A 26070-nucleotide genomic window follows, 5' to 3' on the forward strand; every position below is an offset into this window, starting at 1 on the left:
ATTGGACGGATGAGAGGGCCCGTCCGTAGGTTCGAAGCATGTCTCCCGCCGATACCGGGGCGTCCACCGTCGTGGGCGCCGCAACGTCCTTCCCCTCCGATACCGCCGACTCCCGCATGGCCCCGGGCGGCCCCGGCTACGGCCGGATGAGGCTCGCGCTCTTCCTGGCCGGTGTCGCGACCTTCGCCCTGCTGTACTCCACCCAGGCCCTGCTGCCGCTGATCTCGGACGACCTCGGGGTGGCGGCGAGCGAGGCCAGCTGGACGGTGGCGGCGGCGACCGGCGGGCTGGCGCTGTTCGTGCTGCCGATGAGCGCGCTGTCGGAGCGCTTCGGCCGCCGTGCGGTGATGACGGCCTCGCTGACCGTGGCGGTGACCGTCGGGATGCTGGTGCCGTTCGCGCCGTCACTGGGTGTCCTCGTGGTACTGCGGGCGCTCCAGGGGGCGGCCGTGGCCGGGGTGCCCGCCTCCGCGACGGCCTACCTCGCGGAGGAGGTCCGGCCCAAGGCGCTGGTCACGGCGATCGGCCTGTTCGTCGCCGGCAACAGCGTCGGCGGTATGAGCGGCCGGGTGATCACCGGCTGGGCGGCCCAGGAGTGGGGCTGGCGGGTCGCGGTCGGCGTGGTCGGCGCGGTCGCGGTGGCCTGCGCGGTGGCGTTCCGGCTGCTGCTGCCGGCCCCGAAGCACTTCACCCCGGGCTCGCTGCGCCCGCGGGTACTGGCCCGCACGGTCCGCGACCACCTCGGGAACCCGCTGCTGGGCCGGCTGTACGCGATCGGCGCGCTCTTCATGACCGTCTTCGGCGGTGTGTACACCGTGATCGGCTACCGCCTGACGGAGGAACCGTTCGGGCTGCCGCAGGGCATCATCGGCTCGATCTTCCTGGTGTACCTGGTCGGTACGGCCTCGGCGTCGGCGGCGGGCCGCCTGGTGGGCCGCCTCGGCCGGCGCGGCGCGCTGTACCTGGCCGGCGGCACGACGGCGACGGGCCTGCTGCTGTCCCTCGCGGCCTGGCTCCCGCTGGTCCTGCTGGGCCTGGTGCTGATCACCGCCGGGTTCTTCGCGGGCCACGCGGTCGCGTCCTCGGCGGTCAGCAAGACGGCGACGACCGGCCGGGCCCAGGCGGCGGCGCTGTACCAGTCCTCGTACTACATCGGCTCCAGCGTGGGCAGCACGCTCGGCGCGACGGCCTTCCACACGGGCGGTTGGGCCGGCACGGTCGGGGTCGGCCTGCTGGCGGTCCTCGGCGTCGTGGCGATCACGGTGTTCGGCTCGCACGCGGCCCGGGTGGCAGCCCGGCGGGAGCCGGTCGGCGCGCACTGAGCCCGACCAAGTTCCCCCTGCTCGGGGCCGGTTGTCAGTGGTCGCGTGTAGCGTCCGCGCGTCAACCGGATCGAGCAGGGGGTTCGTCGTATGGAGTTCCGGATCGCGCGCGGGGATCTCGCGGACGCCGTGGGGTGGGCGGCACGCGCGCTGCCCGCGCGTACACCGGTACCGGTGCTGGGCGGGCTGCTGCTGGCAGCCGGGGCCGGGCGGCTGACGGTGTCGGGCTTCGACTTCGAGACGGCGGCGCGCATCGAGGTGGACGCCGAGACGGAGACGGCCGGTGAGGTGCTCGTCCTGGGGCGCAGGCTGCTGGACATCTGCAGGGTGCTGCCGGAGGGGCCGGTGAGCTGCGCGCTGGAGGGCACGCGGTTCACGGTGGAAGCGGCAGGCACGCGGTTCGGGCTGTCGACGCTGCCCCGTGAGGAGTACCCGGCGGTTCCGGCGCCGCCTGCGTTGTACGGCGGTGTGGACGCGGCGGTGTTCGCGACGGCCGTGGGCCAGGTCGCCGTGGCGGCCGGCCGGGACGACACCCTGCCGGTGCTGACGGGCGTCCAACTGCGCCTGGAGGGTGACGAGATGACGCTGTCGGCGTCGGACCGCTACCGGTACGCCGTTCGACGGCTGGAGTGGAAGCCGGAGGGGGCCGTCGCCGGGGAGGCGGTGGAGGCGCTGCTGCCCGCGCGGCGACTGCTCGACGCCGCCCGGTCGCTGGCGCGGTCCGGGACCGTGCGCCTCGGCCTGGACGCGGGATCGGCCGGTTTCGAGGGCGCGCGGATGCGGACGGTCGTACGGCGGCTGGACGGGCGGCTGCCGGGGTACGGGGCGCTGTTCGACATGGCGGGTGCGGTGGTCGCCGAGGTGGAGCTCGAGGCACTGGCGGAGACGGTGCGGCGGGTCGCGGTGGTGGCGGAGGCGAACAGTCCGGTGCGGCTGGACTTCTCGGCCGAAGGGGGCGGGTCGGTGCTGGTGCGGGCCGGGTACGGGGACGACGTGGCGGCGCAGCGGCTGCCCGCCTCGCTGGACGGCGGTGCGGAGGTCACGGTGGCCTTCAATCCGGCGTACCTGCTGGACGCGGTGAACTCCTTCGGGGGGCCGCGGCTGCGGCTGGAGATGCTGGGGACGGGGCAGCGGGTGCTGCTGAGCTCGGGCGCGGGAGGCCGGGACGGCGGGGACGGCGGAAAGAGCCGGGAGGGCGACAAGGGCGACGGGTCTTTCGAGGCGCACCGGCATCTGCTGATGTCCGTGAAGCAGCTGGTCTGAACGTCCTCCGTCATGTCGCTGACCTGCTGATTCGTGTGCTCCGGGAGCCGTTGTCAGTGGGCTGCGGTAGCTTCCGAAGTGCTGGGGCGCGAAGGCGCGCGAAGGATCGGGCAGGGGTGGGTGGACCATGGGCGACGGCGGCACGGCGACGAGGACGGACCTCGACGTCGCACTGGAGAAGCACCGGACCGAGCTGACCGGTTACTGCTACCGCATGCTGGGTTCGTCCTTCGAGGCGGAGGACGCGGTACAGGACACCCTGGTCCGCGCCTGGCGGAGCTACGACAAGTTCGAGGGCCGCTCCAGCCTGCGCTCCTGGCTGTACCGGATCGCGACGAACGTCTGCCTGGACATGCTGTCCGCGGGCAGCAAGCGGGCCCGGCCGATGGACCTCACGGAGTCGACGCCGCTCGCCCGGGCGGCCCTCTCCCCCCGCCCGGACCACACCTGGCTGGAGCCGATGCCGGACGCCCGTGTGCTGCCGGTGGTCGAGGACCCGGCGGAGGCGGCCGTCGCCAAGGAGTCGGTCCGGCTCGCGTTCATGGCCGCGCTGCAGCAGCTGCCGCCCAAGCAGCGGGCCGTGCTGATCCTGCGCGAGGTGCTGGCCTGGCGGGCGAGCGAGGTCGCCGAGCTGCTCGGCACCACGGTCGCCTCGGTCAACAGCGCGCTGCAGCGGGCGCGGGCGACGCTCGCCGAGCGGGACGACAAGGGCGCCGGGGCGGCGGTGTCCGATCCGCTGGACGCGGAGCAGCAGAAGCTCCTGGAGCGCTATGTGAAGGCGTTCGAGGGCTACGACATGACGGCGCTGACGGCCCTGCTGCACGAGGACGCCGTCATGACGATGCCGCCGTTCGACCTGTGGCTGACCGGCCACGACGACATCACGGGCTTCATGACGACCCTCGGCGCGGCCTGCGCGGGCTCCCGGCTGCTGCCGGTCCAGGTCAACGGGCTGCCGGGCTTCGCCCAGTACAAGCCGGACCCGGAAGCCGGCGGCTTCACCGCGTGGGCGGTGCAGGTGCTGGAGATATCAGAGGGCCGGATCACCGGGTTCCACTGCTTCCTCGACACCCAGCGCTGGTTCCCGCTCTTCGACCTGCCGCTCCACCTGGAAGCGGAGGCCGACCAGGTCGAGCAGGGCGTGTAGCGCGGGTGTGGGGTCCCTCAGGCGTATGCGGCCTCCGGCCCGGCGGGCGGTGAGTGCCAGACGGGCGAGCAGGTCGACCACGGCGAGTCCGGGGGGCCCGAGCCCGGCGACGTCGCAGACGACGACTCCGCCTCCGGTCGCGTCCAGCAGCGCCCGTAGGTCGTCGCAGAGCCCCGGCACGTCGGTTCTGGTGACGGGGCCGGGGAGGACGAGTACGGGGGGTGTCTTGGGGTCCACTTACGGTAGACCGGGTGACCACCCCTAACTCATCGGGTCAGGGTGGGCCCCTACTCGGTAGGGAACTCGCTGGTGTCGATCACGACGTCGAAGGGGGCGGGAAGCTTGAGCGCTTCGCCGAACTTGGCCGTGCTCAGCGGGCGGTAGACGTCGCCCTTCGGTTCTCCGTAAAGCGTCGCGGTGGGGCCTTCGGGAGCCCAACGGTCGACTAGGAGATACAGCGGAATCCCCGCGGTGGCGTACGCGGCGGGCTTGCTGACGCGGTCCTGGCGGGCGTTGGACTTGGAGGTGACCTCGACGACGAGTTCAGCCAGGGCTGCCGGAATATGGGAGTCCGACTCCGGGTGTTCCTGCACCGGGGCGACCAGCAGGTCCGGGATGAGCATTCCCAGGCGCGACGGCACGGAGATCGCGAGTGTCTGGAAGATTTCCCAGTCCTCGGGGATCACTGAGTAAAGGCGACGCTGGATGCGAGCCGCGATCACGTTGTGGCGGAACGCGGGAGCAGGTGACACGGTGATGATCCCCTCGATGATCTCCACCTTGCTGCCCTCAGGCCATTCCATCTCCTCCCAGAACCGGACAAGGTCGTCCCAACTCTGCTCGGGGTCCTGGCTCACGGTGAGTGCGCTCATGGCGGTTCTCCAATCGGTGCGTCACCGATCCCAGCATGCCGAACGGGACCGGCGGAGGTCCACCAATCCCGTTCACTCGAAAGAGAATTCCCCTGGTCAGGCGATACGTTCCAGCACCACCGGCGACGCCGAGAACTCCGTGCCCTCCGGCGCGATGTCGAAGGAACCCTCCACCGACTGCAGCGCGTACTCGAAGCGCTCGGGAGTGTCGGTGTGCAGGGTCAGCAGGGGCTCGCCCGCGCGGACCGGCTCGCCCGGCTTGGCGTGGATCTCGACGCCCGCGCCCGCCTGCACCGGGTCCTCCTTGCGGGCGCGGCCCGCGCCGAGGCGCCAGGCGGCGACGCCGATGCCGTAGGCGTCGAGGCGGGTGAGGACGCCGGAGGACGGGGCCTTCACGACGTGCTGCTCCCTCGACGTGGGGAGCGGAGCGTCCGGGTCGCCGCCCTGCGCGGCGATCATGCGGCGCCAGACGTCCATCGCCGAACCGTCGGCCAGCGCCTCAGCCGGGTCGGCGTCCTTCACACCGGCCGCGTCCAGCATCTCGCGGGCCAGGGCGATGGTCAGCTCGACCACGTCCGCGGGACCGCCGCCCGCGAGGACCTCGACCGACTCGCGGACCTCGAGGGCGTTGCCCGCCGTCAGGCCGAGCGGGGTCGACATGTCGGTCAGGAGCGCGACCGTCTTCACGCCGTGGTCCGTGCCGAGGCCGACCATCGTGGAGGCCAGTTCCCGGGCGTCCTCGACGGTCTTCATGAAGGCCCCGGAGCCGACCTTCACGTCCAGGACCAGCGAGCCCGTGCCCTCCGCGATCTTCTTCGACATGATCGACGAGGCGATCAGCGGGATCGCCTCCACCGTGCCGGTGACGTCCCGCAGCGCGTACAGCTTCTTGTCCGCCGGGGCCAGTCCGTCGCCCGCCGCGCAGATCACCGCGCCGGTGGTGTCCAGGACGTGCAGCATCTCCTCGTTGGACAGCAGGGCACGCCAGCCGGAGATCGACTCCAGCTTGTCCAGGGTGCCGCCCGTGTGACCGAGGCCGCGGCCCGACAGCTGGGGGACGGCCGCGCCGCAGGCCGCCACGAGCGGGGCCAGCGGCAGGGTGATCTTGTCGCCGACGCCGCCCGTGGAGTGCTTGTCGGCCGTGGGACGGGACAGCGCCGAGAAGTCCATGCGCTCGCCGGAGGCGATCATCGCGGCGGTCCAGCGGGCGATCTCGCGGCGGTTCATGCCGTTGAGCAGGATGGCCATCGCGAGCGCGGACATCTGCTCGTCGGCGACCTCGCCGCGCGTGTACGCGTCGATGACCCAGTCGATCTGCTCGTCGCTGAGTTCACCGCGGTCCCGCTTGGTGCGGATGACGGAGATGGCGTCCATGGCCATGTGTTTCCCTTCCGGGGTTGCGAAGGTGCACGGCCCCCCTGAACGCGTCAGAGGGGCCGTACGGGACTTACTTGGTGAGATGGTCCGGTCCGAAGGCCTGGGGCAGCATCTCGGAGAGCGGCAGGACGCCCGCGGGGGTGTCCAGGAGCAGGTCCGGCCCGCCGAACTCGTACAGCAGCTGCCGGCAGCGGCCGCACGGCACCAGCAGGCCGCCGGTGCCGTCCACGCACGTGAAGTGCGTCAGCCGGCCGCCCCCGGTGCGCTGCAGCTGGGAGACCAGACCGCACTCGGCGCACAGCCCGAGCCCGTAGGAGGCGTTCTCGACGTTGCAGCCGGTGACCGTGCGCCCGTCGTCGACCAGGGCGGCGACACCGACCGGGTAGCCCGAGTAGGGGGCGTAGGCGTGGGACATGGCCTCCCGCGCCTCGGCGCGCAGCGCCTCCCAGTCGAAGTCGGCGGCCGACGGGGTCGACGTCACTTGCCCTGTCCCTTCCGGTAGGGCAGGCCGTCCGCCTTCGGCATGCGCAGCTTCTGGGCGGACAGCGAGAGGACGAGCAGCGTGACGATGTACGGGGTGGCCGTCACGAGCTGGCGCGGGACCTCGTTCGTGGAGGAGTACCAGACGAACATCAGGGCCGCGATGACGACCGTGATGACGGCGGGGACGTACTTCTTCCGCCACGCCAGGTACGCCGCCCCGATCACCAGCAGGATCGCCAGCAGCAGGATCAGCGCGTGGACGTTCACCGTGCCGCCGCGCAGGTTGAGGCTGTCGGTGTAGCCGAACAGGCCCGCGCCGAGGGCCAGGCCGCCCGGCATCCAGTTGCCGAAGATCATCGCGGCGAGACCGATGTAGCCGCGGCCGGCGGTCTGGCCGTCGAGGTAGACGTTGGACGCCACGATCGACAGGAAGGCGCCGCCGAGGCCGGCGAAGCCGCCGGAGATGATCACGGCGAGGTACTTGTACTTGTAAACGTTGACGCCGAGGGACTCGGCCGCCACCGGGTTCTCACCGCAGGAGCGCAGGCGCAGACCGAAGGCCGTGCGCCACAGCACCCACCAGGTCACCGGGACCAGGGCGATCGCGACGACGGTCAGCGGCGACAGGCCGGTGACCAGGCCGCCGAGCAGGCCCGCGATGTCCGAGACCAGGAACCAGTGCTTCCCGTTGAGCGTGTTCAGCCAGTCCGACAGGCCGGGGATGCTGAAGTCGCCGAGGGAGTCGATCGGCGGGGACTGCTTGGTGGAGCCCTGCGGGGCGTCGGCGAAGGTGAACTTCGACAGGTAGCGGGTCACGCCGAGGGCCAGGATGTTCAGCGCCACACCGGAGACGATGTGGTTGACGTTGAACGTGACCGTGGCGATGGCGTGCAGGACGGCGCCGAGCGCGCCGCCGACGATGCCGAAGACGACACCGGTCCACGGTCCCCACTGGTAGCCGGCCCAGGCACCGAACCAGGTGCCGAGGATCATCATGCCCTCGAGACCGATGTTGACGACGCCCGCGCGCTCGGCCCACAGGCCGCCGAGGCCCGCGAGACCGATCGGCACGGCGAGCTGCAGCGCGGTCGACATCTGCCCGACCGAGGTGATGCCGTCCGCGCCGGTGATCAGACGGACGATCGAGGTCAGCACCAGCACACCGGCGATGACCAGCAGGAGTACCGGGAGCGACATTCGGCGGCCGCCCTTGCCGGGCTGCTTCGCCTGCGGCTTGGCGATGGTCGCGGTGGACATCAGGCAGCCACCTCCTTCTTGGTGTTCTGGGCGGCGGCCGCGGCCAGCTCGGCGCCGACCCGGCGCTGCTGACGGCGCAGGGCCCACTGCTGGACGGCCGCGTACGAGATGACGACCGCGAAGACGATCAGGCCCTGCATGATCGTGGCGATCTCCTTGTCGTACGCCACGGGGGTCGCGTAGTCGAGGGCGGGCGAGGCCTTGTCGAGGAAGGCCCACAGCAGGGCGGCGAGGGCGATGCCGCCGGGGTTGTTGCGGCCGAGCAGGGCGATGCCGATGGCGGTGAAGCCGAGGCCCGCGGGGAAGCTCAGGCTGTAGGTGTGGGTGTCGCCGAGCAGCAGCGGCAGGCCGGCCAGGCCCGCGATGGCGCCGGAGATCAGCATGGAGACCAGCACCATGCGCTTGGCGTCGACGCCGGAGGCCGCGGCGGCGGTCTCCGAGGCGCCGGTGGCGCGCAGGTCGAAGCCGAAGCGGGTGCGGTTGAGGACGACCCAGTAGCCGACGCCGAGGAGCACGGCGAGGAAGACCAGGCCGTAGATCGAGCCGACGTCCGGGCCCAGGTCGATGCCGGGGAACCAGCCGGACTTCTTCATGACACCGGTCGTCACGTTGTCGCCGAGCTGCACGCCCCACACGTCGGTGAGGGTGACGTAGGCGATGACGCTGGTGGCGATCGCGTTCAGCATGATCGTCGCGACGACCTCGCTGACGCCGCGGGTGACCTTCAGGACACCGGCGATACCGGCCCAGAAGGCACCGGTGCACATGGCGACCAGGAGCAGCAGCGGGATCTGCAGCACGGCGGGCAGCGCCACGTGCGCGCCGACGACGGCGGTCATCACCGCGGCCAGGCGGTACTGGCCGTCGACACCGATGTTGAACAGGTTCATGCGGAAGCCGAGGGCGACCGCGATGGCGGCGATGTAGTACAGCGCCGCCTGGTTGATGATCAGGACCTGGATGTCCGAGTACGGCAGCTGCTGCAGCATGAGGACGTACGGCTCGATCGGGTTCTTGCCCGACGCGAGCAGGACGACCGAGGTCAGCACGATCGCCAGGAGGAGCGCGATGACCGGGCCGGCCACCGCGAGGAGCACTCGCTCCTTGTCGAACTTCTTCATCGGGCCTCGTCCTCCGGACCGGCGTCTGCCTCGTCTTCTGTGGCGGTCTCTGCGTGCTCCAGGTGTCCGGACGCGGCACCCGTCATCGCCGAGCCCAGTTCCTCCGGCGTGATGGTGGCCGGGTCGGCGTCCGCGACCAGTCGGCCGTTGTAGATCACGCGCAGGGTGTCCGACAGGCCGATCAGCTCGTCCAGGTCGGCGGAGATCAGCAGCACGGCCAGGCCCTCGCGGCGGGCCTCGCGGATGCGGTCCCAGATCTGTGCCTGGGCGCCGACGTCCACACCGCGGGTGGGGTGGGCGGCGATCAGGAACCTGGGGTTGTGGCTCATCTCGCGGCCGACGATCAGCTTCTGCTGGTTGCCGCCGGAGAGGGAGGCCGCCGTGACGTCGATGCCCGGGGTGCGGACGTCGTACTCCTCGACGATGCGGCGGGTGTCGTCCTGGGCGCCCTTGGGGTTCAGCCAGAAGCCCTTGGCGTTGGGCTTCTCGGTGACGTGGCCGAGGATGCGGTTCTCCCAGAGGGGCGACTCCAGGAGCAGGCCCTGGCGGTGGCGGTCCTCGGGGATGTAGCCGACGCCCTGCTCGCGGCGCTTGCGGGTGGGCCAGGGGGTGATGTCCTCGCCCAGGAACAGGATCTGCCCGGAGTCGGCGTGCTTGGTGCCGATCAGCGCGTCGATCAGCTCGGTCTGGCCGTTGCCCTCGACACCGGCGATGCCCATGACCTCGCCGGCGCGGATGCTGAAGGTGACGTCGTCGAGGACGCGCTTGGCCTCGCCGCGCGCGACCTCGTCCATGAGAAGGGAGGCGGACGACTCCCCGAGCGAGACCGTGCCCGACGAGTAGACCGTGAGGTCCCTGACCTCCAGGACGACCTTGTCCGTGACGGTCGACTCGGCGGTCTCCGGAGTGGGCAGCTCGCTGCCGACCATCAGCTCGGCCAGCTGGCGCGGGGTGGTCTCGGACGGGATCGCGGTGCCGACCGTCGTTCCGCGCCGGATGACGGTGATGTCGTCGGCGACGGAGAGCACCTCGCCCAGCTTGTGGGAGATGAAGATGACCGAGAGGCCCTCGGACTTCAGCTCGCGCAGGTTGGCGAAGAGCGCGTCGACCTCCTGCGGGACGAGCACGGCGGTCGGCTCGTCGAGGATCAGGGTGCGGGCGCCGCGGAAGAGGACCTTGAGGATCTCCACGCGCTGGCGGTCGGCGACGCCGAGGTCCTCGACCAGGGCGTCCGGGCGGATGCCCAGGCCGTAGCGGTCGGAGATCTCCTTGATCTTCTTGCGTGCGCCGCCGCCGATGCCGTGCAGCTTCTCGCTGCCGAGCACCACGTTCTCCAGCACGGTCAGGTTGTCGGCCAGCATGAAGTGCTGGTGGACCATGCCGATGCCGCGGGCGATGGCGTCCGCGGGGCTGGCGAAGCTCACCTCTTCGCCGTCGATCGCGATGGTGCCCTCGTCCGGCTTCTGCATACCGTAGAGGATCTTCATCAGGGTCGACTTGCCGGCGCCGTTCTCGCCGACCAGGGCGTGCACGGTGCCCTTGCGGACCGTGAGGTGGATGTCGTGGTTGGCGACGACACCGGGGAATCGCTTGGTGATGCCCGCGAGCTCTACCGCGACTGTCGACGGGGCGGTGAGCGGAGGGCTGCTGGACGCGTCGATGGCGCACTCTCCTCGGGAAAGGGGCCTCTCTACGCGCGTAGCGCCCCTGCTTTAAATAGTGCCCGGACCTGACCGGCCTTGTCCAAGTTGTTCAAGTAACCGATCCGTTCCGAGCATTCTGCCGCGCGAACGGGGCGCGGACCGCATCAGCCCGTGCCCCGTTGTGCGGCCGTAACGCTGCCATTGCGGCGTCTTCCGGCCAAGGCCTCCGACCGGGATCGTCAGGAGGTCTTCACCTTGATGCTGCCGTCCTTGATACCGGCCTCGGCCTTCTTGATCGCGGCCTGCATGGCGGCGTTGTTCTTGAAGACCGGGTTGGAGTCGGCGAGGCCGACACCACCGTTGTCCAGCGAGCCGCGAATGTCCCCGGAGAGCGGCTTCTTGTCCTTGATGACGGACTTGGCCAGGTCGTAGACCGCGCCCTCGACGTTCTTCAGGGCGGAGGTCAGGATGTAGTTCTTGTACTTGGCCAGGGCGGCCTGCTTGTACTGGTCGGAGTCGACGCCGATGGCCCACACCTTGTGCTCGGCGGCGGACTTGATCACGCCCTGACCGGAGAGGCCGGCGGCGGCGTACAGGACGTCGGCACCCGCGTCGATCTGGCCGTTGGCCGCGTTCTCACCCTTGTCGGGGCTGGAGAAGCCGCCCTCCTGGGCCGTCTGGGTCAGGTACTGCGACTCGACCTTGATCTTCGGGTTGACCGACTTGGCGCCCTGGACGTAACCCGCCTGGAACTTGTGGATCAGCGGGACGTCCACGCCGCCGATGAAGCCGATGTGGTTCTTCTTGGTCGCCTTGGCGGCCGCGACACCCGCCAGGTACGAGGACTGCTCCTCGTGGAAGACCATGTCGGCGACGTTCTTCGCCTGGGTCTGGTCGTCGTCGATGATGCCGAAGGTGACCTTCGGGAACTTCGCCGCGGCCTCCTTCACGGCGCCCGCGTAGGCGAAGCCGACGCCGATGACCGGGTTGTAGCCCGCCTTCGCCAGGGTCACCAGGCGCTGGGTCTTGTCCGCGTCCGACTCGTTGTCCGTGGGCTCCACGTCGCGGCCGCCGACGCCGAAGTCCTTCTGGGCCTTCTCGAAGCCGGCGTAGGCGGCGTCGTTGAAGGACTGGTCACCCTTGCCGCCGACGTCGTACGCCAGACCGATGCCCTTGGACTTGCCCCCACCGGTGGAGGACGAGGACGAGGTACCACAGGCGGAGACGGTGACGGCGAGCGCTGCGGTCGCAACGCCTGCAATCGTGATACGGGACACCCGGCGCATGGAACGTGACTCCTTTGTGCAAGCGCCCAACCCAGGCGCTGGTTCCGCGGCAGCGTAACGCGCGTAGACCTGACGGAAAACCCCCAATGTCCGGTCCGTTATCTACCTGTGGCCACAGTCACGGCTCCAGGTTACGGACAGCAGCGCGCCCCTTGCGGGTGGCAAGGGGCGCGCTGCCCAAACATGGTTCTACGGGGTGTGCCGACGCTGTTACCGACCGGTCAGATCACTTGGTGTCGACCGTGATCTTGCCGTCGATGATGTCCTGCTTGGCCTTGTCCACGGCCGAGACCACGTCGGTCATCGCCTTGTACTTCGGGTTGGAGTCGGCGAAGCCGACGCCGCCGGACTTCAGGTCGCCGCGGACGTCACCGCTGAGCGGCTTGCCGTCGTAGACGGACTTGGCGAGGTCGTAGACGGCGCCGCCGACGTTCTTCAGGGCCGAGCCGAGGATGTAGTCCTTGTACTTGGCCAGCGCGGCCTGCTTGTACTGGTCCGAGTCGACGCCGATGGCCCACACCTTGTGCTCCGCGGCGGACTTGATCACGCCCTGACCGGAGAGGCCGGCCGCCTGGTAGATGACGTCGGCGCCCGCGTCTATCTGACCGTTGGTCGCGCTGTACCCCTTGTCGGGGCTGGCGAAGCCGCCCTCCTGAGGCGTCTGGGTCAGGTACTGCGACTCGATCTTGATCTTCGGGTTGACCGACTTGGCGCCCTGGTCGAACCCGGCCTCGAACTTGTGGATGAGCGGGATGTCCACGCCGCCGATGAAGCCGATGTGGTTCTTCTTGGTCGCCTTGGCGGCCGCGACACCCGCCAGGTAGGAGGACTGCTCCTCGTGGAAGACCATGTCGGCGACGTTCTTCGCCTGGGTCTGGTCGTCGTCGATGATGCCGAAGGTGACCTTGGGGTACTTGGCGGCGACCTGCTTCACCGCCGGGGCGTAGGCGAAACCGACTCCGATCACCGGGTCGTAACCGGCCTTCGCGAGGGTCTCCAGACGCTGGATCTTGTCCGCGTCGGACTCGTCGGCCTGCGGCTCGATGTCCCGTCCGCCGATCTTGAAGTCGGCCTCGGCCTTCTTGAAGCCGGCGTAAGCGGCGTCGTTGAAGGACTGGTCACCCTTGCCGCCGATGTCGTAGGCCAGGCCGATGCCCTTGCCGGAGTACTTGCCGTCCTTGGAGCTGCTGGTGCTCGACTCCGTGCTGGACTTGCCGCAACCGGCGGCCGCGAGGGCGACGACCGCGACGGCCACCGCAGCTTGGGAGAATCTCGTCCTCCGAGAGATCAGACGCACAGCAAGCACCCTTCGTCCCCACGGCCCCGTCACGCGGTCCGCTCTTCCCCAATGTGCCGCCGGTGGCGAGGGTGCCTCCGGTGGTGGCGATTCCGGCGCACAGTAACGCGCGTAGAAGAGGAGGGGAACGGGGTTTTCCCGGGCCGTTACCGATTCGTGCCGCCCCCCGGTTACAACGGCCTACCGCCGGTTACACCCGGATGACACAAGGGGACGGAGGGGCACCAACCGGCCACCCCTCCCCCACCCACGGCCTACTGCACGGCGTCCAGCAGCGCCGCGGCGGTGAACAGTTCCACTCCCACCGTGATGGCCCGCTCGTCGGCGTCGAAGTCGCCCTGGTGCAGATCGCGCACCGTGCGTTCGCCGGGCGTGCGCACCCCGAGCCGCGCCATGGCACCGGGCACGTGCTCGAGGTACCAGGAGAAGTCCTCCCCGCCGAGGCTCTGCTCGGTGTTCTCGACGGACTCGATGCCGCGACGCGCGACCATGGCCTCCCGCAGCAGTTCGGTCACCTCGGGGTCGTTCACGACCGGCGGCACCCCGCGCACGTAGTTGATCTCCGACTTGGCCCGGTGCAGGGTGGCGACCTCGTCGATCGCGGCGTGCAGCACGTCGGGGGCCAGCCGCCAGGCGTCGATGTCGAGGCACCGTACGGTCCCCGAGAGCTCGGCGTGCTGCGGGATCACGTTCGGCGCGTGCCCCGACTCGATCCGCCCCCAGGTCACCGCGAGCCCGCTGCGGCTGTCCACCCGCCGGGCGACGATGGCGGGCACGTCGGTGGCGACCCTGGCCGCGGCGGTCACCAGATCGGTGGTCAGATGCGGCCGGGCGGTGTGCCCGCCGGGCCCGTCCAGGGCGATTTCCAGCCGGTCGCAGGCACTGGTGATGGGCCCGTGCCGCAGCCCGATCTTCCCGGCGTCCACCCGGGGGTCGCAGTGCACGGCGATGATCCGCCCCACTCCGTCCAGCGCCCCGTACGCGATGACGTCGGCGGCGCCTCCGGGCAGCACCTCCTCGGCGGGCTGGAAGAGCAGCCGCACCGGACGGGGCAGCAGCCCCTTCTCGTGCAGTGCGGCGAGGACCAGACCGGCGCCCAGCACCACGGTCGTGTGCACGTCGTGGCCGCAGGCGTGCGCGCGGTCCGGCACGGTCGACCGGTACGGGGACTCGGTCTTCGTGTCCGGGATGGGCAGTCCGTCGATGTCGGCCCGCAGCGCCAGTATGGGCGCCTGGCCGGTCCCCTGGTCGGGCTCCGCCCCGATGTCGCAGACGAGCCCGGTCCCGGCGGGGAGGACCTGGGGCCTGAGCCCCGCCTTCTCGAGCCGCCCCTTGATCGCGGCGGTGGTACGGAACTCCTGGTTGCCCAGCTCGGGGTGCATGTGCAGGTCACGCCGGAACGCGACGAGCTCCGCGTACAGCGACTCGCTCAGCAGGCCGGGCAGCACGGCATCGCCAGGAAGGTCGGCCTCGGACTCTGGGGACATCAATTGGTTCACCCTCTGAAGGGTAGGACGCCGGACCGGTCAACTGACCCTCGATCAACAAAACTTCAACCCGTTAGGGGAAGAAAATCCGACCGCCCGACGCATAGCCGATGTATCGGATGGGTAAACTTCCGCGGCTCCGCCGCAGCCGGATCGCCCATCCATCCTTTCCTCCACGGATACCACGCAGCGGCAAAGCCACGCTGGAGCGGTCCGCGTACCGGAACCTCCGGAGGGAAAGGCGCAGGTCGGAGCGGTGCAAGCGGAGCGGGGTAATCTGCGCCCCCGTGAGTGAACCGAACCCGGACTTCATAGACGCCACCCGCTCGTCCTACGACGCGATCGCCAAGGAGTACGCGGAGCGCTTCCCCGCCGACCTGGACATCGGCCCCGTGGACCTGGCCCTGATCGCCGCCTTCGCCGAGCTGGTCAAGGCGGGCGGTTCGGCGCCGGTCGCCGACCTCGGCAGCGGGCCCGGTCATGTCACCGCCCATCTGCACGGCCTCGGGGTGCCGGTCTTCGGGGTCGACGTCTCACCCCGGATGGTGACGCTGGCCCGCGAGGCGCATCCGCACCTGCGGTTCCACGTCGGCTCCATGACCTCGCTGGACCTGCCGGACGCGACGCTGGGCGGGATCATGGCGCTCTACTCGGTCATCCATGTCCCGGACGACCACCTGCCGGCGGCGTTCGCGGAGTTCCACCGCACCCTCGTCCCGGGCGGGCACGTTCTGCTGTGCTTCCAGTCGGGCGACGACGACGGTCGGATGCGTCTCACGGAGCGGTTCGGGCACGAGATCGACCTGCACTACTACTGGCGCACACCGGACACCGTCTCCGCCCTGCTAGCCGAAGCGGGCCTGGAGCCGGTGGCCACGACCGTCCGCGAGCCCGTCGACGACGAGAAGCGCCCCCGGGCCTTCCTGCTGGCCCGCAAGCCGAGCGGCGCGGGCGACGGGGACGTGACCGTCTAGGCCGGGCTCACCGCCGCCAGCCGGTGGACGTCGCGGGCGGTGCCCGTGACCCCGGACAGGAAGCCCTGGGCCCGGGGGGAGGCGTGTTCGGTCAGCCAGGCGGGGTCGATGTCGCACACGGCGACCCGTACGCCCGTTCCCACCAGGGCCAGGGGCAGCGTGTGGACGACCGTCGAGGGGAAGCTGAGGATCGTCCGCCCGATCGGACCGCGCCGGGCGATCAGCTCCAGCGGCAGGTCGGGGCGGACGATCTCCAGTCCGGTCTCCGCGGCGAGCCGGTGGAGCTTCTCGGCGCTCTCCCGGCGGTGGGCGAAGTAGCGGGTGGCCCCGTGGGCCTTGGCCAGGTTGCGGACCGCCTCCAGGTACCGCTCCCCGTCGACGACGCCGGTCTCGACCAGCGAGGTGCCGACCATGTCCGCGCCGCCGGTGATGCGGGGCGGGCCGAAGCGGGCGCGGGTCCAGCCGAAGTCGTTGGCGGTGACCGTCACCCCGTCGGGTCTCTCCTTCACCGGCATGGAGGAGAAGACCTCCACCCGGCGGCCGGCGTTCGGGGTCAGCCGGCGCCGCGCGGAGGAGGACACCGGCGCGAACAGCAGGTCGCGCGCGCCGGGGCGGCCGCCCTTGCGGTGCCAGCGCACCAGGCGCTCACCGCGGGCGAGCTGGGCGACGAACTCCATCGTCGCCGTGCCGTCGTCGACCACCACCAGGTCCTTGGCCCGGGTGATCGTCAGCAGCAGCTGGACGTAGCGGGAGAAGGGGTCTCCCATGACGATCCGGTCCGCCCGGCGCAGCCGCCCGGTGAGCCCGCCGATCGTCTGGAAGGGTGCGGCGGGACCGCCCCGGGCCTCCTCCCAGCGGACCCGGTACCCCTCGTCGCGGGCCAGGTCGGCCATGCGGCGCAGCTGGCCCCGGGTCATGGGGTCGGTCGGGGCGAGGACGACGACGGTGAGCTCCGCGCCGGACCGCGTTCCCGCCGGCTGCTCGCCGTCCACCGGGCGCCGCACCTGCGCGGGCAGGGGCACCACCCGGCCCGCGCCGGACGTGTCCGTCCCGCGCAGGCCGTGGACGTGCGCCCACTCCAGCACGTTCAGCAACTGCACCGGACTCTCCACGAAGGCGAGAGTGCGGGGGCCGGTGTTCCCGGCGCGGGGGCTCATCGACGTACGACCGTCCCGTCGTAAGGGGCTCGTGTGGCCCGTTCTCACACCGCGACCGGCTCGCCCGCCGCCGCCGCGATCTCCGCCTCGGCGACGACGCCGCTGACCCGGCGCAGCTTCTTCATCGGGCCGAGCTCGGACTCGTAGACCTTCTTGACGCCGTCGCCGAGGGAGGCCTCGATGGTGCGGATGTCGCGGACCAGGCGCGTGAGGCCCTGCGGCTCGACGGAGGCGGCCTGGTCGGAGCCCCACATGGCGCGGTCGAGGGTGATGTGGCGCTCGACGAAGGCGGCGCCGAGGGCGACGGCGGCCAGCGTGGTCTGCAGGCCGGTCTCGTGGCCGGAGTAGCCGATCGGGACGTTCGGGTACTCCTTCTCCAGCGTGTTGATCACACGGAGGTTGAGCTCCTCGGCCTTGGCCGGGTAGGTCGAGGTGGCGTGGCAGAGCAGGATGTTCTCGCTGCCCAGCACCTCGACGGCGTGGCGGATCTGCTTGGGGGTCGACATGCCGGTGGAGAGGATCACCGTGCGGCCGGTGGCGCGCAGGGTGCGCAGCAGTTCGTCGTCCGTCAGGGAGGCGGAGGCCACCTTGTGGGCCGGGACGTCGAACTTCTCGAGGAAGGCGACGGCCTCGGTGTCCCACGGGGAGGCGAACCAGGCGATGCCCTTCTCCTTGCAGTACGCGTCGATCTTGCGGTACTCGTCCTCGCCGAACTCCACGCGGTGGCGGTAGTCGATGTAGGTCATCCGGCCCCAGGGGGTGTCGCGCTCGATGTCCCACTGGTCGCGCGGGGTGCAGATCTCCGGGGTGCGCTTCTGGAACTTGACGGCGTCGCAGCCGGCCTCGGCGGCCACGTCGATCAGCTTGAACGCGTTCTCCAGCTCACCGTTGTGGTTGATGCCGATCTCGCCGCAGATGTAGACGGGGCGGCCGGGGCCGGCCTGACGCGGACCGAGGTTGCGGATACGGGAGTTGGTGCTCATGGCGGAGATGTCCTTACTTGGTGAGGGAATCGAGAGAGGGGCCGAGGATCCAGCTGGCGATCTCTCGGATCGCGCCGTCGCCACCGGGGACGGTGGTGACCGCGCGTGCGGCGCCGCGTACGACGTCGTGGGCGCTCGCGACCGCCACGGGCCAGCCGACGAGGGCGAAGCACGGGAGGTCGTTGACGTCGTTGCCGACGTAGAGCACGCGCTCCGGCGCGATGCCCTGCTCCTCGCACCACTGCTTGAGGGCGAGGTCCTTGCGGTCGATGCCGTGCAGCACGGGGAGCTTGAGCTTCCGGGCGCGGGCGGCGACGACCAGGTTCTGTTCCGTGGACAGGATCAGCATCCGCAGTCCGCTCCGGCGCAGGGCGGCGATGCCGAGGCCGTCGCCGCGGTGCACGGAGACGAACTCCCGTCCGTCGGAGTCGATCAGCACCCGGTCGTCGGTCTGGGTGCCGTCGAAGTCCAGTACGACCGCGTCGATGTCGTCGGCGGTCGGCAGCGAACCGGGGAGGTCCGCGTCGAAGAGGGGGGCCAGCGCGCGGGCGCGGGCCAGGTCGTGCGGGTCGTCGATCTCCAGCACGCGCGCGGGGTCGGTGCGCACGAGTTCCGTGCGGCCGAAGAAGCGGTGCTGGTGCTTGCGGAATCCGGCCGCGTCCATGGCGTAGGCGGCGCCGGTCTCCAGGAAGTCCTGGGGGCGGTCCTGGCGGCGGGGGCGGAAGGACTTGTCGTGGTTGACGCCGAAGCCCCCGCCCGCGGTGTCCTCGGTGCCCTCGTCGTCACGCCAGACGAACCCGTGGAACGGGGCCACGGTCACCGCGGTGTCCGCGCCGTTCTCCACGACCGCGCCCGCCACCGAGTCGATGTCCTCGCGGACGATGAACGGGCTGGTGCACTGCACCAGGAGGACCACGTCGACGGGGGCCCCGTGCAGGGACTCGTGGGCGTCCACCGCGTGCAGGACGGCCGCTTCGGAGGTGGCGGTGTCCCCGGCGATGGCGGCCGGGCGCAGGACGACCTCGGCGCCCGCCTCGCGCGCCACGGCGGCGATGGCCTGGTCGTCGGTGGAGACGACCACGTCCGTGACGAGGCGGGTGGCCAGGCACTCGCGAACGGCCCTGGCGACGAGCGGGACGCCGCCGACGGGGGCCAGGTTCTTGGCGGGCACTCCCTTGGAGCCGCCTCGCGCGGGGATCACCGCGAGGACGCGGCGCACCCCGGCTGACGTGTCGGACATGGGTGTTTCTCCTTGAGGACTCACAGCTCCCCCATCCGCCGGATGACGGGCGCCACCCGCTGCACTCCGTGCCGGTAGGCGCCGCGCGCCGCCCGGCGGACGATCTGCCGGACCGGTCCGGGCTCCTTGTCGGCGGCGGGCGCGCCGGGCAGCGGGCTGCCGTCCGGGCCGAGGTGATGGCGGGCGAGGATGCCGGGCAGGTAGCCGGGCGCGGTCGCGGGTGTGTAGTACGGGGTCAGCGGCGCCGGGCCGCCGGGCCGGGCGAGCAGCTTGGCGATCCGCTCGCGCGCCGCGTCGAAGGCGGTGGCGTAGTCGCCGTCGGCGGCGACGCCCTGCCGGGCCACCCATTCGGGCTCGGGCGCCGGCCGGTGTCCGGCGTCGAGCTGGTCCCAGGAGGCCAGGCAGCCGGAGCCGACGAAGTGGTGGTTGCCGAGGGTCTCCCGGACGCCGAGGTCGGTGAGGACGACGGTCGGGATGCGGCGGTGCAGGGACTCCAGCGCGGCGGTGGAGCTGATCGTCACCAGCAGGTCGGTGCGGTCGAGGACCTCGCCCATGTTCCCGTACACCAGGCGGAAGTTGGGCGGCGGTGCCAGCCGCTGCGCCAGCTTCTGGTAGGGCAGCTCCTCGATGTGCGTGGTGTGCTCGCCCGGCTTGGAGCGCAGTTTGAGCAGCACTTCGCGGTTGGGGTGCAGGCGCGCGTGCTCGACCAGGCGCTCCAGCAGGTACGTACGGTCCCTGCGGCTGTCCGGCACGGACGGCTGGGCCGCGAACACCACGGTGTAGGGCCTGCGCCCTTGCTTCGCAGAGGGGTCGTGTTCGCCCTCGTACGGGCTGCCACCGAGGAACGGCAGCGCCACCTCCGTGACCGCCGAGGCGTCGGCGCCCACGCCCTCGTACACGGCCCGGAAACGGTCCGCGTCCTGGCGGGAGTTGGCGAGGACGAGGTCCGCGCCGTGCCTGAGCAGCAGGCCGTCGGCGAGCTTCTCGTAGACGACTCCGACGTAGCCGGTGACGACGACGGGACGCCGCGTACGACCCTCCCAGACCCGCTTGAGGCCGTGCAGCACCGCCTGCACACCGCCGCCGACGAGGGCGAGCACGACGATGTCGTACGACTCCTCGGCCATGGCGCGCAGGAACTCGACGGCCGTGACCTCGCGGAGGGAGTCGGCGGTGACGCCCACCTCGGCCAGCTGGCGCGGGGTCGGCGTCGCCCGGCCGCGCAGCAGGAACCCGCTGAGCGCGGGGGCCCCTTGCGCGGCCTCGTGCGCTGCGGCTTCCATGGACGGGCCCGGCGCGATACGAACCGCGGTCAACGCACCCCATTTCCATCGGGTGTCGGAGTCCGCGAGTACCGCGATTCGCGTGGGCTTCGGTGTACTTGGTGGCACGACGAAGACGCTAGGAAGCAATTCCTAGGTAAGGCCCAACCGCATCTCAACAAAAAGTTAACAACACATCGCCGTGAGCCCAACTGGCTTGTCGAAGCCCGGGAAGTACACGCGATGCACCGATCCGACACACGGAGTTCACTCTCCGTACGAATACTCGAAAGTTGCTCAGCCGGGCGGCCTCCTAGGCTTTCGCGGGTGCCAAAGCTTTCCGTGATCGTGCCGTTCTACAACGTGCAGCAATACGCCCTGGACACCCTGCGAAGCCTTCGTTTGAACGCCCGTCCCGATTTTGAGTTCGTCCTGGTGGACGACCATTCGAAGGACGAAACACCGGCGATTCTCGAGCGTGCCGCCGAAGAGCTTTCCGAGGTGGCGCAGGTGCGTTACATCCGCCATGAGAAGAACGGAGGACTCGCCACCGCGCGCAACACCGGCCTGGACGCGGCGCAGGGCGAGTACCTGACGTTCCTGGACGGCGACGACTGGCTGGCCCCGGGCTACTACGACCGGCTGGTGGCCTCGATCGAGGAGTTGGGCTGCGACTTCGTCCGCACCGACCATGTCCAGGCCACGGCCCGCGCGCGGACGGTGCACCGGGTGCCGCACGGGCGGCGCCGCCACGTCATGAACCCGCGCGACGCGATCCTGCCGGCCGACCGGTCGACCTCGGTGGACTACGCGTACGCCTGGGCCGGTGCCTACCACCGCCGGCTGCTGGACAAGGGCCTGCTGCACTTCACCGACGGGCTGCGCACGGCCGAGGACCGGCCGTGGATCTGGAAACTGCACCGCGAGGCGGACTCGTTCGCGGTGGTGAGCCTGCTGGGCGTGTTCTACCGGCGCGGCGTCGCCTCCTCCCTCACGCAGATCGGTGACGTCCGCCAGCTGGACTTCATCCGCGCGTTCGACCAGGTCATCGCGGAGACGGCCGCGGACCCGGACGCCGACCGGCTGCTGCCGAAGGCGGTCCGCACCTACTGCGCGATCATCGCCCACCACCTGTCGGACCAGAGCAAGTGGGAGCCGGCCGTGGCCAAGCAGCTGCGGTCGATGAGCGCGGCGGCCATCCAGCGGATGCCGCAGGACGCGCTCGGTGACGTGCTCGACACCATGGACTTCGACCGCTCCTCCAAGCTGCGGCGGCTGCGGCGCCGGATCACCACAGCGAAGGCGGCTGCCTGATGCCCCGTACCACCCGGATCTTCTGCGTCTCCACCCTGTACGGCGCCGCCACCCTGGCCGCCGCGCTCGACTCCGGCTGCTTCGACGAGCAGGACCGCAGTCTGCTGCTGGTCTTCAACAACACCGCGACTCCGGAGACCACCCCGCCGGTCGACGCCCTGCCGGGCTTCGAGCCGCTGCGCGACCACTTCGACTCCGTCCTCTCCTGGAACGAGGCCATCCGCCCCTTCCACCCCGGCGCCTGGGCGCCGCGCGCGGACGACGTCCCGCTGTTCGAGCGTTATCTGCGGCTGCTGTGGGACCTCGGCGACGACGACGTGGAGCTGGTCCTGGAGTCCATCCAGGTCGCCCCCGCGCTGACCGTGGCCACGCTGTTCACCGAGGCCGTCATAGACGTCTACGCCGACGGCCTGATGAGCTACGGCCCCACCCGCAACAAGCTCGATCCGCTGGTCGGCACACGGGTGCGCCGGCTGCTCCATCTGGACCTGGTGCCGGGTCTGACGCCCATGCTGCTCACCGAGTTCGACGTGCCCGCGCAGGTCGTGCCGACGGCCGCGTTCCTGAAGGTGATGGGCGAGCTCACGGCGCGGGTCACGGATCTGCCCGCGCTGCCCGAGGAGGCGGCGCTGCTGCTCGGCCAGTACCTGTCCGCGCTGGACATCCTCTCCGTCGACGAGGAGGAGGACCTGCATGTGCGGATGATGCGCGGTGCGGTCGAGCGCGGCCACCGCCGCATCGTCTTCAAGCCGCACCCGACCGCGCCGGCCCGCTACAGCCGCGCCCTGGAGACCGAGGCCGCGAAGCTGGATGTGGAGCTCACGGTGCTGGACGTGCCCGTGCTCGCCGAGGTGCTGTTCGAGCAGACGCCGCCCGCCCTGGTCGTCGGCTGCTTCTCCACCGCGCTGTTCACCGCGTCCGCGTTCTACGGCCTGCCCGTGGCCCGCGTCGGCACCGAGCGGCTCCTGGACCGCCTCGCGCCCTACCAGAACAGCAACCGGGTCCCCGCCGTCCTCGCCGACGCGCTGGTGCCGGACCTGACCGGCGGCAAGGACGAGAAACCGATCGCCGCCGACACCCTGGGCGACCTGGTCACCGCGGTCGGCTTCGCCATGCAGCCGCAGATCTACCCGGGGATGCGAGCGGCGGCCGAGCGCTACCTCTCGGCACACCTCGGCCCGCGCACCCGGCGCTACTTCAAGCGCAGGCGCCTCACCGCCCTCGGCCTGCCCGGCGGCATCCCCGACCGGCTGGCCTTCCTGCCCCGCAACGCCACCGCCCGCCGGGTGGTACGCCGGGCGAAGGCCCTGCAGAAGGCGGTACGCCGCTGAGGGCCGGGAGAACGCACAGCCACCGAATCCCGGCGGAGAAGCTCCTTGCCGTTGTGTGAAGTGCTCGGCACCGCACAACGGCGAGGAGCCTTTTGTCATCTGCGGCTCTGCCTGACTCGACGAGCCCGCTCACGAACTCGCCGATCGCGCGGCCCGGTTGCTGAGGCCCGAGTGAGACAGGGCTGGTGCGGTGACAGCCGCGCGGGCGAACGGAAGGAAACCAATGCGACGCCCAGGTGAACCGCTGGCGACCGCTCAGCGAAGTGTGCGGCTGTCGAACAGAAGCCCACAGAGTGAACTCATATGGTCTTGGTTGACGATCCTCAGTGCATTGCGAGGGATACCAGCATGACCGAAACGGTCGTGACGACGGCGAGGTCGCAACCCGCCTCGGCAGCACTTGTTCAGGAAGGCACTCCGCCCGGACCGCCCCCGGTGGTGCCGGCCACCGGGGGCCGGCTACGGGCCCTGGACGGGCTGCGGCTGGTCGCAGCGCTGATGGTGGCCGCGTACCACTACGGCGGCCGGGACGGCGATGTCACAAAGGCCTGGGGAAGCAGCCCGCAGCACCAGTTCCCCACCCTGCACACGTATTTCGCGTACGGCTGCCTCGGTGTCCAGATCTTTTTCGTGATCAGCGGATTCGTGATCTGCATGAGCGGCTGGGGGCGGCCCCTCAAGTCGTTCTTCGCCTCCCGCGCGTCCCGGCTGCTGCCCGCCTACTGGGTGGCGATCATCCTCGTCACGGGCGTGTTCGCACTGCCCGCGGTCGCCTACAAGACGGTGTCGCCGAGTGACTTCCTGGTGAACCTGACCATGCTGCAGCAGCCGCTGGGCGCGGAGCGGGTGCTGGGCGTGTGCTGGACGCTGTGGGCGGAGGTCCGCTTCTACGCGCTGTTCGCGCTGCTGGTGGTGCTGCCCGGGGCGAGCCGCCGGCGCGTCGTCTTCTTCTGCGCGGGCTGGACACTGGCGGCGGCGATCGCGCAGGGCGCGCACCAGCCGCTGCTGGACATCGTGCTGATGCCGGAGTACGCGCCGTTCTTCGTGGGCGGCGTCGGGCTCTACCTGGTCCACCGCGACCGGCGTGACGTCTACGCGTGGGGCATCGTGGTGGTGAGCTGGCTGATCGGGCAGCACTATGCGGTGAAGAGCCTGTGGAACGCCGCGAACCCGCACGCCTTCGCCCACCGCACCTCGTTCGGCATCATCCTGGTGGTGACGCTGGGCTTCATCGCGGTCGCGGCGATAGCGCTCGACTGGCTGGGGTGGGCGAACTGGCGCTGGCTGACGGTGGCCGGGGCGCTGACCTACCCCTTCTACCTGGTGCACGAGCACCTGGGCTGGGTCGTCATCAAGTTCCTGCACCGGGACCTGCACATCCCGTCCTACGGGACCTTCCTGCTGACGGTCGCCTTCATGCTGGGCCTCGCCTGGCTGATGAACCGGTACGTGGAGAAGCCGCTGACCCCGCGCATACGTGCGGCGCTGTCCCGTCCGTCGGTCCGGCGGTAACCGCGACCACCGCTGGAATTGGCCCCGAATTCACCCGGGGCCGGGCATGGAAATCCCTCCTTGGGCAGGCGTGTGGCAGTTCACGGCTCAACCAGGGAGTGCCCATGCCCGCCACATCACGACCGGTCCGACCGCCCCGCACGTTCGACGACGTCCCCGGCTGGTTCCCCGTCCTCGACCAGGTCCTCTTCGACTGGTTCCTCGACCGGCAGGAGAGCACCGGGCAGCGGGGCGACCTGCTGGAGATCGGGGTGTACCTGGGCAAGAGCGCCATCTTCACCGGGCGGCATCTGCGGGAGGGCGAGCGGTTCACCGTGTGCGACCTCTTCGAGGGCGACGCACCCGACGACGCCAACCGGGCGGAGTCGACGAAGTCGTACGGCACCCTGACCCGGCGGGCCTTCGAGGAGAACTACCTCGCCTTCCACGACGAGCTGCCCCGCGTCCTGCACGGCCCGAGCTCCCTGGTCCCGGCCGAGGTGGCGCCGCGCTCCTGCCGGTTCGTGCACGTGGACGCCTCGCACCTGTACGAGCACGTGTACGGCGACATCGGCGCCGCCCGCGACCTGCTGGTGGACGGCGGGCTGGTGGTCCTGGACGACTTCCGCTCCGAGCACACGCCGGGCGTCTCCATAGCCGCCTGGGAGGCCGTGCTCAACCGGGGACTGCGGCCGATCTGCCTCAGCAGCCAGAAGCTGTACGGCACCTGGGGCGACCCCGGCCAGGTGCAGGAGGAGCTGCTGGCCATGGTCCGGGCCCGCACGGACTGCCACCTCAGCGTGCAGGAGGCCGCCGGGCACCGCATCGTCCGCCTCAAGTCCAAGGGCATGCGGGCGCCGGTACTGCCGCCCTCCCGGCACCACGTCGAGGAGCCCGCCCCGGCCGCGGCCGCGGTCCCCGCGCAGCCCCGGCCGGCCGGCCCCACCGCCCCGCCACGCGGGCGCTACGCCCGCCGCATCGCCGCGGACCTGCTGCCGCCGGTCCTCACCCGGGCGCTGCGCCAGGCCCGGAGCGCCCGGTAGGGCCCTCACGTGATGCCGTAGTAGGCCTCGATTCCCGCCACGACCAGGGCCAGGCCTTCCTCGAACTGCTCGTCGTAGTCGTCGAAGAGCAGCTTCCCGGCCTCGGCCGCCAGCGGGTAGTCGGCCAGGCGGCGGGCGCGTTCCTCGATGTCGTAGCCCTCCCGGCGTTCGCCCGGGAGGGGCCGCACGCCCTGCTCCTCGGTGACGAAGCCGACGGTGTACGCGTTCGCGGTCCGTGCCGCCCGCACCGCCTGCGCGAGGGTGAAGCCGGCGGACGTGAGGACGCGCAGGGCCGCCTCCATCTCGCGGCCGTGGTCGACGCCCGTGAAACGTGAGCCGCTGAAGACCTTCGCGCCGTCGCGGTAGCCGAGCAGGGCGGTGCGCAGTCCCCGGTTCGCCTTGCGCAGCCGCTCCTGCCAGGTGTCGGTGGGATCGAGCGCGGTACCGGCGACCATCCGGCGGTACATCTCCGTCGCCATCTCGTCCAGCAGCGCCTGCTTGTCCTTGAAGTGCCAGTAGAGAGCGGGCGCCTTGACGTCCAGCTCCTTGGCGATGGCACGCAGGGTCAGGCCGTCGAGACCAACCTCGTTCAGCAGCCGCAGCGCCGTGTCCGCGACCCGTCCGCGGTCCAGGGGCGCGCGTCGTTCCGTACTCACGCTTGACAGCTTAACACCGTTAAGGGCACGCTGTCGGCAGCGGAACTTAACGACGTTAAGGAGA

23 protein-coding genes are annotated in these 26070 nt (G+C 70.7%); 8 read left to right on the forward strand and 15 right to left on the reverse strand.

Annotated features, from left to right (window positions below; translation table 11 throughout):
• Nucleotides 1-38: 38 nt before the first annotated feature.
• The 3 genes from ACWC21_RS21905 (at nt 39) to ACWC21_RS21915 (ending at nt 3732) form a co-directional block, all read left to right on the forward strand.
• On the forward strand, nt 39-1322 hold the full coding sequence (locus tag ACWC21_RS21905) for an MFS transporter (protein ID WP_450884264.1): 1284 nt from the start codon (nt 39-41) through the stop codon (nt 1320-1322).
• A 90-nt stretch (nt 1323-1412) separates the two neighbouring features.
• Entirely contained in the window at nt 1413-2585 is a 1173-nt protein-coding gene (gene dnaN / locus ACWC21_RS21910) for a DNA polymerase III subunit beta (protein WP_450884265.1), read from the forward strand.
• Between the two features lie 127 nt (nt 2586-2712).
• The gene (locus ACWC21_RS21915) at nt 2713-3732 is read left to right on the forward strand and encodes a sigma-70 family RNA polymerase sigma factor (protein ID WP_450884267.1); all 1020 of its coding nucleotides are present in this window, start codon (nt 2713-2715) and stop codon (nt 3730-3732) included.
• On the opposite strand, the gene ACWC21_RS21920 is transcribed toward ACWC21_RS21915, so the two are convergent.
• The 10 genes from ACWC21_RS21920 to ACWC21_RS21965 all read right to left on the reverse strand — a co-directional run bounded on the left by ACWC21_RS21920 (nt 3616) and on the right by ACWC21_RS21965 (nt 14555).
• A complete protein-coding gene (locus ACWC21_RS21920; RefSeq protein ID WP_450884269.1) occupies nt 3616-3969 on the reverse strand; it encodes an STAS domain-containing protein in 354 nt (117 codons plus the stop codon). The genes ACWC21_RS21915 and ACWC21_RS21920 overlap by 117 nt on opposite strands.
• 50 nt (nt 3970-4019) lie before the next feature.
• On the reverse strand, nt 4020-4604 hold the full coding sequence (locus ACWC21_RS21925; RefSeq protein ID WP_450884271.1) for a Uma2 family endonuclease: 585 nt from the start codon (nt 4602-4604) through the stop codon (nt 4020-4022).
• A 96-nt stretch (nt 4605-4700) separates the two neighbouring features.
• Nucleotides 4701-5984, reverse strand: a complete 1284-nt coding sequence (locus ACWC21_RS21930) for a thymidine phosphorylase (protein ID WP_450884273.1) — start codon at nt 5982-5984, stop codon at nt 4701-4703.
• A 67-nt stretch (nt 5985-6051) separates the two neighbouring features.
• On the reverse strand, nt 6052-6462 hold the full coding sequence (locus ACWC21_RS21935) for a cytidine deaminase (RefSeq protein WP_450884275.1): 411 nt from the start codon (nt 6460-6462) through the stop codon (nt 6052-6054).
• Nucleotides 6459-7721 carry an ABC transporter permease gene (locus ACWC21_RS21940; RefSeq protein ID WP_450884277.1) on the reverse strand — a complete coding sequence of 421 codons (1263 nt, stop codon included), beginning with the start codon at nt 7719-7721 and terminating at the stop codon, nt 6459-6461. The genes ACWC21_RS21935 and ACWC21_RS21940 overlap by 4 nt, the downstream gene beginning before the upstream one ends.
• Nucleotides 7721-8842: an ABC transporter permease gene (locus tag ACWC21_RS21945; protein WP_450884279.1), complete on the reverse strand. Its 1122-nt coding sequence runs from the start codon at nt 8840-8842 to the stop codon at nt 7721-7723. The genes ACWC21_RS21940 and ACWC21_RS21945 overlap by 1 nt, the downstream gene beginning before the upstream one ends.
• On the reverse strand, nt 8839-10503 hold the full coding sequence (locus ACWC21_RS21950) for an ABC transporter ATP-binding protein (protein WP_450884351.1): 1665 nt from the start codon (nt 10501-10503) through the stop codon (nt 8839-8841). Before ACWC21_RS21950 ends, ACWC21_RS21945 begins: the two co-directional genes overlap by 4 nt.
• 221 nt (nt 10504-10724) lie before the next feature.
• A complete protein-coding gene (locus ACWC21_RS21955) occupies nt 10725-11771 on the reverse strand; it encodes a BMP family lipoprotein (RefSeq protein ID WP_450884281.1) in 1047 nt (348 codons plus the stop codon).
• 226 nt (nt 11772-11997) lie between these two features.
• Nucleotides 11998-13026: a BMP family lipoprotein gene (locus ACWC21_RS21960; protein ID WP_450884283.1), complete on the reverse strand. Its 1029-nt coding sequence runs from the start codon at nt 13024-13026 to the stop codon at nt 11998-12000.
• Between the two features lie 296 nt (nt 13027-13322).
• Entirely contained in the window at nt 13323-14555 is a 1233-nt protein-coding gene (locus ACWC21_RS21965; protein ID WP_450884284.1) for a M20 family metallopeptidase, read from the reverse strand.
• Nucleotides 14556-14842: 287 nt separating this feature from the next.
• Here ACWC21_RS21965 and ACWC21_RS21970 point away from each other — a divergent pair, with 287 nt between their 5' ends.
• Nucleotides 14843-15529 carry a class I SAM-dependent DNA methyltransferase gene (locus ACWC21_RS21970; RefSeq protein WP_450884286.1) on the forward strand — a complete coding sequence of 229 codons (687 nt, stop codon included), beginning with the start codon at nt 14843-14845 and terminating at the stop codon, nt 15527-15529.
• Here ACWC21_RS21970 and ACWC21_RS21975 read toward each other — a convergent pair.
• Genes ACWC21_RS21975 through ACWC21_RS21990 form a run of 4 tightly spaced genes read right to left on the reverse strand, consistent with a single transcriptional unit; the run spans nt 15526 to nt 20300 of the window.
• Nucleotides 15526-16686, reverse strand: a complete 1161-nt coding sequence (locus tag ACWC21_RS21975; protein WP_450884288.1) for a hypothetical protein — start codon at nt 16684-16686, stop codon at nt 15526-15528. The two genes, ACWC21_RS21970 and ACWC21_RS21975, sit on opposite strands and share 4 nt — an antisense overlap.
• A 44-nt stretch (nt 16687-16730) precedes the next feature.
• Nucleotides 16731-17669, reverse strand: coding sequence for an N-acetylneuraminate synthase family protein (locus ACWC21_RS21980; protein WP_450884290.1), 939 nt, complete (start codon nt 17667-17669; stop codon nt 16731-16733).
• Between the two features lie 13 nt (nt 17670-17682).
• Nucleotides 17683-18909: a cytidylyltransferase domain-containing protein gene (locus ACWC21_RS21985; protein ID WP_450884292.1), complete on the reverse strand. Its 1227-nt coding sequence runs from the start codon at nt 18907-18909 to the stop codon at nt 17683-17685.
• Nucleotides 18910-18929: 20 nt separating this feature from the next.
• Nucleotides 18930-20300, reverse strand: coding sequence for a DUF6716 putative glycosyltransferase (locus ACWC21_RS21990; protein WP_450884294.1), 1371 nt, complete (start codon nt 20298-20300; stop codon nt 18930-18932).
• Nucleotides 20301-20498: 198 nt separating this feature from the next.
• Here ACWC21_RS21990 and ACWC21_RS21995 point away from each other — a divergent pair, with 198 nt between their 5' ends.
• The 4 genes from ACWC21_RS21995 to ACWC21_RS22010 all read left to right on the forward strand — a co-directional run bounded on the left by ACWC21_RS21995 (nt 20499) and on the right by ACWC21_RS22010 (nt 25350).
• Nucleotides 20499-21485: a glycosyltransferase family 2 protein gene (locus tag ACWC21_RS21995; protein ID WP_450884296.1), complete on the forward strand. Its 987-nt coding sequence runs from the start codon at nt 20499-20501 to the stop codon at nt 21483-21485.
• Nucleotides 21485-22816, forward strand: a complete 1332-nt coding sequence (locus ACWC21_RS22000; protein ID WP_450884298.1) for an alpha-2,8-polysialyltransferase family protein — start codon at nt 21485-21487, stop codon at nt 22814-22816. Before ACWC21_RS21995 ends, ACWC21_RS22000 begins: the two co-directional genes overlap by 1 nt.
• Before the next feature lie 348 nt (nt 22817-23164).
• Nucleotides 23165-24328, forward strand: coding sequence for an acyltransferase family protein (locus ACWC21_RS22005; protein ID WP_450884300.1), 1164 nt, complete (start codon nt 23165-23167; stop codon nt 24326-24328).
• 104 nt (nt 24329-24432) lie between these two features.
• The gene (locus ACWC21_RS22010; RefSeq protein WP_450884302.1) at nt 24433-25350 is read left to right on the forward strand and encodes a class I SAM-dependent methyltransferase; all 918 of its coding nucleotides are present in this window, start codon (nt 24433-24435) and stop codon (nt 25348-25350) included.
• A 5-nt stretch (nt 25351-25355) separates the two neighbouring features.
• Here the strand turns inward: ACWC21_RS22010 and ACWC21_RS22015 are convergent, their stop codons facing one another.
• Complete coding sequence (locus tag ACWC21_RS22015) at nt 25356-26006, reverse strand: TetR/AcrR family transcriptional regulator C-terminal domain-containing protein (RefSeq protein ID WP_450884304.1); 651 nt, start codon at nt 26004-26006, stop codon at nt 25356-25358.
• Nucleotides 26007-26070 lie beyond the last annotated feature (64 nt).

The sequence above is a fragment of the Streptomyces sp. NPDC001348 genome (assembly GCF_053597535.1).

What these genes read in the sequence shown, in the direction of transcription:
- ACWC21_RS21905 (WP_450884264.1), top strand. Translation starts at nt 39, where the DNA reads ATGTCTCCCGCCGATACCGGGGCGTCCACCGTCGTGGGCGCCGCAACG.
- dnaN (WP_450884265.1), top strand. Translation starts at nt 1,413, where the DNA reads ATGGAGTTCCGGATCGCGCGCGGGGATCTCGCGGACGCCGTGGGGTGG.
- ACWC21_RS21915 (WP_450884267.1), top strand. Translation starts at nt 2,713, where the DNA reads ATGGGCGACGGCGGCACGGCGACGAGGACGGACCTCGACGTCGCACTG.
- ACWC21_RS21925 (WP_450884271.1), bottom strand. Translation starts at nt 4,604, where the DNA reads ATGAGCGCACTCACCGTGAGCCAGGACCCCGAGCAGAGTTGGGACGAC.
- ACWC21_RS21930 (WP_450884273.1), bottom strand. Translation starts at nt 5,984, where the DNA reads ATGGCCATGGACGCCATCTCCGTCATCCGCACCAAGCGGGACCGCGGT.
- ACWC21_RS21940 (WP_450884277.1), bottom strand. Translation starts at nt 7,721, where the DNA reads ATGTCCACCGCGACCATCGCCAAGCCGCAGGCGAAGCAGCCCGGCAAG.
- ACWC21_RS21945 (WP_450884279.1), bottom strand. Translation starts at nt 8,842, where the DNA reads ATGAAGAAGTTCGACAAGGAGCGAGTGCTCCTCGCGGTGGCCGGCCCG.
- ACWC21_RS21955 (WP_450884281.1), bottom strand. Translation starts at nt 11,771, where the DNA reads ATGCGCCGGGTGTCCCGTATCACGATTGCAGGCGTTGCGACCGCAGCG.
- ACWC21_RS21965 (WP_450884284.1), bottom strand. Translation starts at nt 14,555, where the DNA reads ATGTCCCCAGAGTCCGAGGCCGACCTTCCTGGCGATGCCGTGCTGCCC.
- ACWC21_RS21975 (WP_450884288.1), bottom strand. Translation starts at nt 16,686, where the DNA reads ATGAGCCCCCGCGCCGGGAACACCGGCCCCCGCACTCTCGCCTTCGTG.
- ACWC21_RS21980 (WP_450884290.1), bottom strand. Translation starts at nt 17,669, where the DNA reads ATGAGCACCAACTCCCGTATCCGCAACCTCGGTCCGCGTCAGGCCGGC.
- ACWC21_RS21985 (WP_450884292.1), bottom strand. Translation starts at nt 18,909, where the DNA reads ATGTCCGACACGTCAGCCGGGGTGCGCCGCGTCCTCGCGGTGATCCCC.
- ACWC21_RS22000 (WP_450884298.1), top strand. Translation starts at nt 21,485, where the DNA reads ATGCCCCGTACCACCCGGATCTTCTGCGTCTCCACCCTGTACGGCGCC.
- ACWC21_RS22005 (WP_450884300.1), top strand. Translation starts at nt 23,165, where the DNA reads ATGACCGAAACGGTCGTGACGACGGCGAGGTCGCAACCCGCCTCGGCA.
- ACWC21_RS22010 (WP_450884302.1), top strand. Translation starts at nt 24,433, where the DNA reads ATGCCCGCCACATCACGACCGGTCCGACCGCCCCGCACGTTCGACGAC.